The sequence below is a fragment of the Epibacterium ulvae genome, from assembly GCF_018678075.1.
In the GTDB taxonomy this organism is placed as follows: Bacteria; Pseudomonadota; Alphaproteobacteria; order Rhodobacterales; family Rhodobacteraceae; genus Epibacterium; species Epibacterium ulvae_A.
In genome coordinates this window covers 1-12,856 of record NZ_JAHHIR010000107.1, presented here as the reverse complement: position 1 = coordinate 12,856, position 12,856 = coordinate 1, and the positions used below count along the sequence as shown (strand labels likewise).

Here is a 12,856-nt window from a genome sequence, read left to right as displayed (position 1 = left end):
CGCGTAGGCCGTCCAAAACGATCCTGATCTTCTCTTCGGATGAGTAATGTTTGCGCCCCTCTCACACATGCTGCGCATGTGCTGCCGGGCAGCGGTCGGCGCGTTTGATATCTTTGACGATCTTCTCGCCAGGACTTTTGCGGGTTCCAGTTGTCTGTCTCATCTTCCACTCCTCAGTGGTTACGATGAGCCAGAAACACTCTCTTATCAAATAACGCTATTTGGACCCATAGGCGCTGACGTCAGACACCGTTCGATCAAAAGGTGCAGGGTACTATTCTGTCGGGAAAGCAAAGTCAGACACCAACAGCCAGGACAATACCAAATCATCTGCGTCTGTAAGCGCGCGTGCGTCTGGAGCGGTTTCTGCTGCTGACAAGGCGACGCTCGCCCGTGTGGTGAGGGGCGCGCCGGAAGTGATGGTGAAAGTCACCAAGCCCGCTAAGATTGACAGGAGCGGCAAGACAATTGTCGTGAACCGCCAGTCGGAAGGTGTGCGTGTTACCGGGCATTTCGATTACATCAGCCGCAATGGAAAGCTCGAAATCGAAACGGCAGATGGTCAAACACTCTCGGGCAAATCTGCTACGGGACAGCTCGCAGCTGAATGGTTGGTGCGCCACGATGAAGATCGCCATAACGGTTTTGCTACGGGGCGCACTCGGATCACAACGAACATGGTGTTTTCGATGCCCGCGGATGTGAACGCGGAGGGGATCAAGGACGCTGTGCGGGCGCTGGCTGAGGATGAGTTTGGTGGACGGCATGACTACGTGATGGCGCTGCACACAGATACAAAACATCCGCATGTTCATTTGACCGTGCGGACTGTTGGTCATGACGGGATCAAATTGAATCTGCGTAAGGCTGATTTGCAGCACTTAAGAAGCCAGTTTGCGCAACGTCTGAGGCAACGCGGGATTGATGCCGAGGCGACACCACGCCACGCAAGGGGCGTGACGCGCAAATCTCAGAAGATGCCAGTCTATAAGGTGCGCCAAAAAGGCCAACTGGCCAGAACCGATGAGGCAAAGCGGGAAGAAGCGAGGCGCGACATGCAGGCTCATGGTGGACGGTTGCCCGACTATCCGTGGGACAACGCTCTGATGAGCCGTCGCAACCGCGTGATCGGGACGTACATGAAGGCCGCAACGGCTCTGGCATTGTCAGACGATCCCGAAGACAGGGCGCTTGCTCGCGATACGCAGCGTTATGCCGCTCAGCTAACGGACCTGAGGACCGAGAGGGTGCAGATTGCATCTGATGCCCGTTTGGGGTGCTCTGAGGGCCTTGCACCACCTAAAGGGCCTGTGCGGGAGCGTGTGGCTACGGATCGTGCCAAGGATGCGGATAGGGAGCCGCAGCAAGGGCCGGGCAATCGGAACAAAGACCGGGAGCGGTAGGTTGCATACGGATGGCAATCACGGGCGACGAAAGCGCAGTGCGCAGCATCGTGGAAGACCACCGAAGATCAATTGTGTGGGTCACTGCTTACTTTGGCGCAATTCCAAGCAAGTTGGTGGGTGGGCCTGGATGGGCGAATACTGTGCAACAACTCATCAAGAGTCGCTCATCGGTGATCTCGCCATTTTTTGCGTCAAAAACTGTTAATGGCGCATATGTGCTATCAGCCGCCTGCGGCGTTACGTGGGCTGTACGAGCCGGATGTTGCTCGAGCGTTTCGTCCTGGTTTTGAAAATCGAGCACGGTTGAACAAGATTTCTCAAGCTAGAGGTCGTCACATCCACAGCATCCACGAAGTGCATTCTGAAAGTTGGCCACAGAACCAATTTTGGAATTTGAGGCATCAATTCTCATCAAACCAGTTCTATTAGGGATGCGGTGAGGTCAATGAGCACCGGTACATTACGTGGCAAGCTTTTTACACCAATAGCAGCGCGTGCATGGCATCCCACAAGCATGCTGGCTTTCTTCTTTCGACTGTAAGCGCAGCTTTCTCGCGTCGAGGTACTTTATGGTTAAAACGTTGACATCAGAACTTCTACGTTAGCGTCAATTTCTTCTAGCAGAATATCGATATCTTCCATGCAAGTGCGGTGATTAGTGATGTTGATGCGTATTGCTGTTTTGCCATCGACCTTGGTGACTGATGGTACAACGACGCCACTTAGCTGGAGTTGGATCACCAATTCATCGTTGAACCTATCTAGATCACTGGGGCCCCACTGAGGTGCAATGTAGCGAAAACAACAAACGCTGGTGGCGACCGGAGCAAGAAGTTCCAATTTTTCGTGTTGGTCAACACATGTGCCAAGATAGGCAGCCTGTCGACAGTTCTTGGTGATCATCTGGCCAATTTTTTCGGTTCCGTGTTCGGTAAATTGTTCCCAGATTTTCAACGCACGGAATCCGCGCGAAAGCTCCGGGCCATAATCCACAGGCCAATGACCGCCTGCCGCCAGTCCGCGCGTGGCCCCAAGCAGATAATCTGGTCTGTCCGAGAACGCCCGGCGATGTATATCTTCAGAGCGGATCAGAACAAAGCCGGCATCATAGTTCACGTGGAACCACTTGTGAAAATCAAACGCGATTGAGTCTGCCTGTTTGAGGCCCTCTAGCCGCGGCGCGAGATCTTCGCTTAGGATACCCGCCGCGCCAAATGCACCGTCAATGTGCAACCAAAGGTCTTCGGCTTCGGCGATTGTGGCTAAGGTGCTCAGATCATCAATGGCACCGACATTCACCGATCCAGCGGTGCCAATGATTGCAAATGGGCGCAAGCCAGCGGCCTGGTCGCGCGCGATTGCTAGTTTTAGGGCATCAAGGTCAATCTGAAAATCATGATCCACAGGTATCTTGCGCAGCGCATTCGAACCGAGTCCCAGAATATCAAATGCCCGCGCGACACAGCTGTGCGTTTGTGTTGAGGTATATCCAACCAGCTGCCCCTGAGCATGCCCTGAAAGCCGGTTGTCGAACGCAAGCGCTGAATCCCGAGCGGATTTGAGTGCTATGATCGTTGCTATAGAAGTGCCGGACACCACGAGGCCGCTGGCGGTGTCAGGAAAATCAAACATTTCCCGGATCCAGCGGATCACTTGTTTTTCCACATACATCGCGCCGTGATCACGGCCACCAAGATTGGCGTTCATCGCAGCTGCGGCGATATCTGCTATCATATTGCCAGGGCTGCCCGCACCATGCACCCATCCGAAAAATCGAGGGTGCGTGTTGCCAACATTATAGGGTAGGAAATCTGCGATCTGACGCTGAACATCGCACAATGCGGTCCCTTTGCGTGGCAACGGAGTGGTATGTGCTTCCTTTATCTTTTCCGGAAGTGGCGTCCAGACCCGGCCATCACGTGTGGTCTTCATTTTGGTCAGCGCATCGTCCAGCATCTGGTGCGCCGTCTGAGAAAAGATGTCCCAGTCATCGGGGTCGAGCGAGACAGAGTCCCGGGCGTCAAAGGGTGGTTGTGTCATTGATCAAGAGTCCTTGGGGGCCAGTGCAGCGGGCTACTGAACTTCGTTCACATAGCGATAATCATCTGAAAGCGCGCGGTGACTGGCCTTCAGTAGGGCTTGGTTTTTACTATCAAAGCATATGTCGTCTATTACCAAGACCGCGGTTGGTCCGTCTGCAACGCTCAGATCAAGCAAAGACATATCTTCGGACGTCGCGATATCCGCACGCAATGCTTCGCGCACTGCGCGAATGCGCAGGCCGTATTCGTCACGCAAATGACCCAAAAGCAGCGCGGGAACGTCACCCGGCACGCGTGGAAAACCGGGAACGAGATGTTCGGGAATTGAAAAGTGATCAATCATGACGGGGCGGGCGTTATGTTTCCGAACCCGGACCAACGAGATAACATCAATAGCTTTATTGCTGCGAAAGCAACGGATCTCGTCATCAGTCGCAGGGCGGATTTGGACGGATTTGACAACCGTTTGAGTGTTGATCAACTCGTTCTTGGTGTTGTGGAGGCGATAGTGTTTGTAAAACCGGTCCAACGTGTGATGTGGTGTACGGCCTGTTACAATTGTGCCAATGCGTGGCTTGCGGAGCAGAACACCTTCTTTGGTCAGAATTTGCAGCGCCTGACGTGCGGTTCCAAAAGATACACCCAACTGACGGGCCAGTTCTGTTTCGGCCGGAAGAATGTGCCCTTCAGGCCAAGTGCCATCAAGGATCAGGTGCATAACCCGCTCCCTGACTTGCTCATACAGCGGCGTCGCACTAAGCGCGCGGCCAACGTTGCCCTTGAGGTTAGGTCCTGTACTAGTCTTAGTCAATTTTTGACACACTTTCGATTTATATATAACATATATTTGTATGGGTATATGACTTAAGTCAAGTCGATCTTCCGGTACTGAGGTGTCGTGATGAAGAAATCTGATATATTTAATCGTTAATAATCAATGTTTTATAATCAATAATGCGAAATTCTCAAATTTTGTGAAGAATTTTCTTGCAAAATTTCGCCTTCACCATTCTTATATAGGAATGAATACTTCGACCGCCCACATTGATGAGAATGCGCTTCTGAACATGCTCGAAGAACTGGTTGCACTGGATAGTTCCTTTCCTCCAGGTGCCTGTTATCCAGAAATGGCAACTATGCTTGAACGGATGACCGCGCAGTTTGGTGGCACCAGCGCACGTTTTGATGTGCCCGAGGCATTGTGGGAAACGCAGGGCGTTTACGGCGCCCGTACAAATCTGATTGTACGCCCTGACTTGGCACCGAAAGGCACTCCAGAGGTCACTATATATTTCCACGTTGATACCGCGCCAATCGGCGATGGATGGTCGCGCCCTGCGCTCAAAATGACCCGTGAAGGCAGCAGGATCTATGCGCGCGGCGCTGCTGATATGAAGGGCGCGATTGCCGCTGCTTTGGCGGGTCTAGCAGCGCTGCAAAGTGCAGGGCATCAATTTGAATACCAACCGGTGCTTGCATTCTGCACGGACGAAGAAGGTGGGATCTATCCCGGCATTCGATACTTAGCCGAACAGAACCTTGTAAGCGATGTCATTATCAATCTGAATGGTTCGGCAACGCCGCGCATTTGGGCTGGTAGCTTTGGATCGTTGGACTTTTCTTTGCTGTTCGAAGGCAAGGCTGCGCATTCTGGCCGACCTCATTTGGGTGTGAATGCAATCGAACAAGCGTTGCCAATCTTAAACGCACTGACAGCAATTAAGATAGATGTAGAACAGCGCGTTTCCGCCATGCCGCCGGCTCCTGGATCAACTGGCCCGTTACATGCATTGCTTAACATCACTGCAATACGTGGTGGCGAGAAGGGGTCGGCTCTTCCGGGGCAATGCGAGGTTGTCATTAATCGTCGCTACGCGCCTGAAGAAGATGTGGCGGTCGTTCGTGCAGAAATACGCGAGTGTGTAGAGGCGGCGGTTAAGCAAACAGACCTTATTGGATGGCGCATTTCTGAAACTGGCCATTTGCCGCCAGTTGAAAATTCCCAAGGTGTGATGACGCCGCGTTGGACTGCAGCGATGGCTACAGGTCACAATGTGCCCTTGGAACAGTTTGTTGCCTACGGGTCTTCTACATCGTCAGATTTTGGGTGGATCCAACAGGGTGGCCGCGGCCAGCGTGAAATCATGCTTGGCGGATTGTCGCGTCCCGACCGCAACGTACACGGAGCCGATGAATTCACAACAATCGAAGACCTAAGGGGTCTAGCGCGGTCAATAGCTCTGTTTTTTAGCGCGCAGTTCGAAACAGCTACAGAGCCAAAAAAACCAACTTTGTCCAACCACGGAGAACCCAGATCATGAAAATTCAGTTGAACAGACGACAACTACTCAGAATGTCCGCTGCAGGCGCAGCGTTGGCGGTCGGTATTGGCGCGTTGCCTGCAATGGCAGCCGAAGCGGGCGGTACATTGCGGCTAAGTGTGAACATCACGCCTGGTGTGTTGAACCCAATGTTGGTTCGCGCAGCGGCAGAATATATGATGGCAGAAATGTTATACTCAGGCCTGACTTCGCTGGGCACCGATATGACGGCTCAACCTGATCTGGCCACTGAATGGTCGTCAAATGAAGACGCGACCGAGTGGCGGTTTGTTCTTCGTGAGGGCGTGAAATTCTCGAATGGGCAAGCGCTAACGTCAGCAGATGTTGTGGCATCGTTTGCGAAGCTGCTGGATCCGGAAACCGGAGCGCCAGGACGACGTAACCTTGGCCCTATCAAATCGGTTGAAGCGGATGGCGATTTCGCGGTCATTGTAACAACACAAACTCCTTTTGCAGATTTGCCAGTTGCCCTGACCTATCCAACGGCCAAAGTTGTACCTGCTGATATCATCGCAAATGACTTTGACAGCTTGGCACAGGTTCCCGTCGGTTCCGGCCCATTCAGGTTGCAAGAATTCCGCGCAGATGAAATTTCGGTTCTGGTTAAGAACCCTGACTATTTCGTGGCTGGCCTGCCATATCTAGACGAAGTCCAGATCAAGACATTCCCAGATTCAGCAGGCTCTAGTGCCGCGTTGTTGGCTGGTGAGATCGACATGATGCATGATGTGCAGCCAACTGATTTCGCACGGATTGACGCCGCCGCTGGGGTGACAGGATTGCGCACGCCTTCAGGTCGTTTCCTTGATGTTGTAATGGATACTACGGTTGCACCATTTGACGACATTCGTGTGCGTCAGGCTTTGTCACTCTGTATTGATCGTCAAGCAATGGTCGAATTGGTTGCCGAGGGGTACGGAACGCCGGGTAACGATAGCCCGATAAATGCGGCTTATCGTTACTTCGCTGACGCACCGCTCAAAGCATACGATCCAGAAAAGGCTAAGGCGCTGCTTGCCGAAGCGGGATATCCAGATGGATTAGAACTAGAAATTGTGGCTTCTGTTAAGCCCGGATATCGCTCGACGATGGCTGTTGTCCTGCGCGAAATGGCCAAACCAGGTGGTTTCGATATCAGCGTGAAAACAATGGATCACTCGACCTACCTTGATCAGGTTTGGAAAAAAGGAAAATTTTACGTCGGTTTTTACAACATGCTGCCGACCGAAGGCATGTCGTTCAATCTGTTGTTCACGTCGGGTGCGTCATGGAACGAAACCAAATGGAACAACGCTGAATTTGACGAATATGTGCGCAAGGCGGATGAGACAACCGATACTGCAATGCGAACCGACCTTTATGCGAATGCGCAGGCTTTGATGCAGGCAGAAGTACCTGCGCTGATCCCATGTTTCTTTGACATACTCGGGGCTCGGGCCGACTACGTGAACGGATATGACCAGCATCCGCGCGGAGCCAGCTTTGCCTTCCACAAAGTCTGGATGGGGCCGGACGCTCCTCAAAAGGGCTAATGAAAGGGGCGCTTGAACATGACGATTTACTATGTGGCGAAACGGCTTATTTACCTCATTTTCACCGCTTTGCTGGTCTCTTTGATTGTGTTCAGCGTCACTCAATTGTTGCCAGCAAATGCGGCGACAATGATCCTTGGTGAATATGCTACGGACGAGGCGTTGGCTGCCTTGAACAACAAGCTGGGGCTGGATGATCCGGCCCCAGTACAATATCTACGCTGGCTGTCGAATGTGGTGCAGGGTGATTTTGGTGTGTCATTGCGCACCAGCCAACCCGTCGGGCCTACCATTATGAATGCTTTGGGGCGCTCTGCGATATTGGCCGTGTCATCGCTGCTTTTGGTGTGCATAATTGCCATTCCATTAGGGGTCTTGGCTGCATCTCAACGCGGTAAAATAACTGATCTTGGCGTGTCGCTGGTGTCCTATATTGGGGTGAGCTTACCAGAGTTCGTGTTGGCCACTTTGCTGCTTGTTTGGCTGGCAAGCCCCTCGGTCGGTTTGTTTCCGGCTTCGGGTTACGTGCCATTTTCCGAGAACTTTTGGGACGCGTTACATCATATCGTATTGCCGGTTCTGACCCTCACCATCGTTCTGACAGCGCATATAAGCCGGATGATCCGATCTGAGATGGCCGACACGCTTGAAACAGATTTTATCCGCGCGGCACGTCTGCGTGGACTGCCAAAGCGACGGGTGCTGTTCCACCATGCGCTGCGCAATTCTATGCTTCCCGCAATCACCGTGATTGCGTTGGATGTTGGTTATCTAATCGGCGGGGTCATCGTGGTTGAAGAGGTCTTTGCTTTTCCTGGTGTCGGCAGACAATTGATACTCGCAATCCAAAATCGCGATTTACCGATGATACAGGCGGGTGCGTTGATCATGGCGTGTTCCTATGCCGTGGCAAATCTGTTGGCTGACCTAGCTTACGGATTCCTTGACAAAAGGATCAAATACTGATGCAGGCCACATTGAAAACTTTACGCGCGCTGATGCGCAGCCCCCAAGGCGCAGTTGGCACCATCCTCGTAACGCTGTTGCTGTTTATCTCGGTATTCGGTCCAATGCTTGCGCCGCAAGATCCCGAAAGCTTCAATTTCGGTTCGCGGTTTTCTGAACCGACCTCACAGTTCTTGTTTGGCACCGATTGGTTTGGCCGTGATCTGCTAAGTCGCGTTTTGGTCGGTGCGCGGTCGACTGTGCTGTTGGCCATTTTGGCTACAATCATTGGTACAGCCAGTGGTGCATTGATCGGAATATTTTCGGGCTTTGTTGGTGGCTGGATTGATGAAGTTATTATGAGGACAATTGATGCGGTTATGGCGATCCCCGGCTTGCTGTTGGCGTTGATGATCTTAACGGTTCTTGGCTCTTCAAGCCTCAATGCGGTGATTGCCATTGGCATCGCCTTTGCACCTGGAATGTCGAGGATCGCACGGTCAACCACGTTATCGGTCCGTGAACTTGATTATGTCTCTGCAGCTCGGGCACGTGGCGAAAGCAGTTTGTGGATCATATTTGCGGAGATCCTGCCAAACATGGTCGCGCCAGTTATTGTTGAGGCTACCATTCGCGTCGCATTTGCAATCATGACTTTGGCGACACTTTCGTTTTTGGGCTTAGGCGCACAACCTCCTTCGTCTGAATGGGGATTGATGATCGCAGAGGCACGCGAACACATGTTCCGCAGCCCGTGGCCGATCCTTGTTCCGGGCGTTGCGATCGCACTTGTTGCAATTGCCTTCAATCTTCTAGGGGACGGTTTGCGCGATGTTTTGAACCCCCATGCACAGGAATGATACGATGACGCTGACACCTGTTTTGGACATTACCGACTATTCATTGACCTACAGTACCGCTGCGGGGCCAATCCGAATCCTTGAAGACATCAACTTGCAAATTGCCAAAGGCGAGGTGCTGGGTCTGGTTGGGGAAAGTGGTTCCGCCAAGTCGTCATTGGCCTATGCCGTGATGCGAGACTTGCCGGGACGGGTCGACGTTGAGAATGGTTCGATCCGATTGCAGGGGGTCGATTTGACCTCCATGCCTGAAGATGAATTGACTCGCCGTCGCGGTCAACAAATTGCGATGGTGTTTCAAAACGCTGCGACTGCGCTTGATCCAACGCAATCATTGGGGGCCCATTTGGCCGAGACTCTGCGCACGCATCGTTTCAACGAAACGCAGGATGTGACCGCGCGTGTGCATGAGTTGTTTGATCTTGTTGGCTTGCCGGATCCGGCCCTGATGGCCCAAAAGTATCCTCACGAAGTGTCGGGAGGCGAAAAGCAACGGGTTGTTCTGGCGATGGCGGTGTCATGCGAACCGGACCTGATTTTGTTCGATGAGCCAACCTCAGCTTTGGATGCAACCACCGCTGTGGGCATGTTGGATTTGTTCGCAGAGATGCAGCAAAAGATTGGTGTCGCGGGACTGTTCATCAGCCATGACTTGGGCGTCGTTTCGGAAGTGGCGGATCGCGTGGCCGTCATTTACGGGGGGCGAATTGTGGAAACTGCGACAGTTGAAGAATTGTTCGCCAATCCAAAGCACCCTTATACGCAGTCTTTGCTGGCCAGCTTACCGCGTCCCTCAGATACCCGAACCAAGCGTGGCCTTAGGATAGACGAGGGTACTCCACCGCCGCGCCGTGGAGCGATTCCTGCCTGTAATTTCTCACATCGTTGTCCCAAACATGATCCGGCAATATGCGATAGGTCTCGTGTCTTATTGATGCCGAACGGGGCAGGGCAATTGGCCTGCGTGCGTCCCGACGTGTCCTTAAACGCCGCCCAAATCAACCCTTTGAGCATTTCATCAGCGACGACAGAAGCAGTCTTAGAGGTCGAAAACCTTACGGTTAAATTGGGACGCACATCGCTTATCGATCAAATGCTTAGGCGAGACCCGGTTCAGGTCCACGCGGTGAACGACGTAAATTTGACGCTACACCGAGGCGAAACGCTTAGTTTGGTCGGAGAAAGCGGTTGCGGGAAATCCAGCCTTGCTCGTGCGCTTGTCGGCCTTGGTCCGTATGAGGGTACGTTGCGTTTGGAAGGGCGCGAAGTTGAAACACTTGATGCTGCATATCGCGCAGATGTACAGATTATCTTCCAAAACCCTGACAGCTCGTTGAACCCACGACATAGGCTGTCAACGATCCTATCACGTGCGCTTAAACTGTACTGCCCCGATATTCGGTCGGGTGAACGCGACGTCGAAATTGTCAAATTGCTTGAGCAGGTGCGACTGCCTGCGCATTATGTAAACCGATATCCGCATCAATTGTCAGGTGGTGAAAAACAACGGGTGGCGATTGCACGTGCGATAGCAGCCCAACCCAAAGTCATTATCTGCGACGAGATCACGTCGGGACTGGACGCTGCAGTTCAAGCGGCAATTGTCGCGTTGTTGAAACAGGTTCAGCAGGAAACCAATGTGGCTCTGTTGTTCATCACGCATGACCTGGCGATTTTGCGCCACATCGCACACCGCACGGCTGTGATGTACCTAGGTGAAATTGTGGAAACCCGCACGGTTGAGAGTTTGGATCAAAGGCCGTACCACCCCTACACCGAGGCGCTGTTGTCCTCCACCAGCAGCCCAGATCCAGACACGATAACACGTCGGGTGCGACTGACAGGTAATTTACCCGTGCGCACCGCTCTGTTGAAAGGATGCTGTTTCGAAAGCCGGTGCCCTAGACGCATTGGAGCCATTTGCCACGATGAATCGGTGCCTATGCGTCAAGCAGCACAAACCCATGCTTTGAAATGTCATCACGATACCGCCGACCTCGCAAAAATCGAGCCGGTTTGGCAGTTTGTACAACCCCATGACTGAAACGGAGACACTATTGTGACCGGCACTGATATTCTTGACCTGATCGACATCGATTCTTGCTTGGCGCTGCTCGCCTCAATGGTGCAGCACAAAAGCTATACGGAAACGGAAGGCGAGCGGGAGATTGCACGAGTAATGCATGATCGCATGACCCAACTGGGAATGAGTAGCGAATTACAGCCTGTTGCAGGCCAGCGGGTCAACGCCATTGGGCGCCTCAAAGGGGAAGGGGGCGGGGCAAGCCTTTTGTTCAATGGTCATCTTGATACCAATCCGGCCACTGAGGGCTGGACAGTTGATCCGTGGGGCGGCCTGATTGACGAAGAGTTTATCTATGGCATCGGCGTATCAAATATGAAGGCCGGTGATGCGGCCTATTTCTGCGCAATTGAAACGATCCTCAAAGCCGATATCAAACTCAAAGGTGATGTCATCCTTAGCTTTGTGGTCGGTGAATTGCAGGGCGGTATAGGCACGGTACGTGCAATCGAACAGGGTCTTTGGGCAGACTATTTTATCAACTCCGAGCCAACAGACTTGCAAGCGCTGACAATGCATGCCGGTTCGATGATGTTCGATATTGAGCTAACAGGTGACACCCGTCATCTGTCCAAGCGTGAAGAGGCTTGCGATGCATTGGCAGCGGCTACTTGTCTGGCTCAGCGTATCAATAACTTGACCTTTACCGGCGCGGACACACCGGACCAAGTCGCCGTGAATCGCGGGCACGTAGGATCTATGCAGGCCGGATTGGGGCGCGATTATCATGATTGGCGCCCTCCGCAAGTTGCTGATCGAGCCAAGTTAAAGGGGTCATGCCGTTATGGACCCGGGCAGTCCGTCGAAAGCGTGACGAATGATCTCAAGCTGTTGTTGGAAGCCCTCAAGCTAGAATACCCTAAGCTCCAAACATCGCTTCGGATTGGTGGTCCAACACCGAATGCCTTGCAAATGCCTCCGTTTAAGGTCGATCGTGATGCTCGTATCGTTAAGGCACTGAATTCGGCTTTTGAAACTGTAATGGGGTATCCTCAACCCACCGGTTCAATTCGCCCGCCTGCGTTTTATGGAACTGACGCTGCGCATCTTGCAGCGGCTGGGATGCAAGGAGTTGTATGTGGCCCGGGTGGTGAATTTAATACCATGCCAGACGAGCGTGTACGCAAACATCAATTTCTGGATTGTGTACGCATTTACATCCTTTGTATTTTAGAAATTTGCGAAATCAGCAAATGATACAGACAAGAGTGTTTGGTAAGTCCGAACCAAATGCACTGGGATTCTTAGGTTCTTCCTCGTCATTCCCAGTGCCCAAAAAACACTGAACCGTTCTGCGGCATTTCCTCAATAATTATTAAACAACGCTGGCGGAGCATTGCTCCGCAAACAAAGGAGTAACGTCATGTGGCAGTTTTGGGTCGATAGAGGTGGGACATTTACCGACATCGTCGCGCGGAAGCCCGATGGTACATTGCAATCTCATAAGTGTCTGACGTCAGCGCCTATTGGTCCAAATAGCGTTATTTGATAAGAGAGTGTTTCTGGCTCATCGTAACCACTGAGGAGTGGAAGATGAGACAGACAACTGGAACCCGCAAAAGTCCTGGCGAGAAGATCGTCAAAGATATCAAACGCGCCGACCGCTGCCCGGCAGCACATGCGCAGCATGTGTGAGAGGGGCGCGA

General features: G+C 52.6%; 9 protein-coding genes and 1 pseudogene. 8 read left to right on the top strand and 2 right to left on the bottom strand.

From position 1 onward, the window contains the following. Window positions 1-473: 473 nt before the first annotated feature. Window positions 474-1,403 (top strand): relaxase/mobilization nuclease domain-containing protein, encoded by a 930-nt coding sequence (locus KMP13_RS20275; RefSeq protein ID WP_353055740.1) that lies wholly within the window; start codon window positions 474-476, stop codon window positions 1,401-1,403. 576 nt (window positions 1,404-1,979) lie between these two features. On the opposite strand, the gene KMP13_RS20270 is transcribed toward KMP13_RS20275, so the two are convergent. Together KMP13_RS20270 and KMP13_RS20265 are read right to left on the bottom strand one after the other, a co-directional pair. Continuing rightward, window positions 1,980-3,362: a pyridoxal phosphate-dependent decarboxylase family protein gene (locus KMP13_RS20270; RefSeq protein WP_251363982.1), complete on the bottom strand. Its 1,383-nt coding sequence runs from the start codon at window positions 3,360-3,362 to the stop codon at window positions 1,980-1,982. A gap of 117 nt (window positions 3,363-3,479) precedes the next feature. Then, complete coding sequence (locus KMP13_RS20265) at window positions 3,480-4,271, bottom strand: GntR family transcriptional regulator (protein WP_353055739.1); 792 nt, start codon at window positions 4,269-4,271, stop codon at window positions 3,480-3,482. Between the two features lie 151 nt (window positions 4,272-4,422). On the opposite strand from KMP13_RS20265, the gene KMP13_RS20260 reads away from it, so the two are divergent. From KMP13_RS20260 to KMP13_RS21030, 7 genes and pseudogenes are all read left to right on the top strand, one after another. After that, complete coding sequence (locus KMP13_RS20260) at window positions 4,423-5,769, top strand: M20 family metallopeptidase (protein WP_215267845.1); 1,347 nt, start codon at window positions 4,423-4,425, stop codon at window positions 5,767-5,769. Continuing rightward, window positions 5,766-7,322, top strand: a complete 1,557-nt coding sequence (locus tag KMP13_RS20255) for an ABC transporter substrate-binding protein (RefSeq protein WP_215267844.1) — start codon at window positions 5,766-5,768, stop codon at window positions 7,320-7,322. The genes KMP13_RS20260 and KMP13_RS20255 overlap by 4 nt, the downstream gene beginning before the upstream one ends. Window positions 7,323-7,340: 18 nt before the next feature. Beyond that, on the top strand, window positions 7,341-8,288 hold the full coding sequence (locus tag KMP13_RS20250; protein ID WP_215267843.1) for an ABC transporter permease: 948 nt from the start codon (window positions 7,341-7,343) through the stop codon (window positions 8,286-8,288). Further along, window positions 8,288-9,127 carry an ABC transporter permease gene (locus KMP13_RS20245; protein ID WP_215267842.1) on the top strand — a complete coding sequence of 280 codons (840 nt, stop codon included), beginning with the start codon at window positions 8,288-8,290 and terminating at the stop codon, window positions 9,125-9,127. The genes KMP13_RS20250 and KMP13_RS20245 overlap by 1 nt, the downstream gene beginning before the upstream one ends. A 4-nt stretch (window positions 9,128-9,131) precedes the next feature. Further along, entirely contained in the window at window positions 9,132-11,171 is a 2,040-nt protein-coding gene (locus KMP13_RS20240) for a dipeptide ABC transporter ATP-binding protein (protein ID WP_215267841.1), read from the top strand. A 15-nt stretch (window positions 11,172-11,186) separates the two neighbouring features. Beyond that, window positions 11,187-12,407, top strand: coding sequence for a M20 family metallopeptidase (locus KMP13_RS20235; RefSeq protein ID WP_215267840.1), 1,221 nt, complete (start codon window positions 11,187-11,189; stop codon window positions 12,405-12,407). A gap of 166 nt (window positions 12,408-12,573) precedes the next feature. Continuing rightward, window positions 12,574-12,675, top strand: a pseudogene (locus tag KMP13_RS21030) (hydantoinase/oxoprolinase N-terminal domain-containing protein); the annotation flags it as partial. Between the last annotated feature and the right edge of the window lie 181 nt (window positions 12,676-12,856).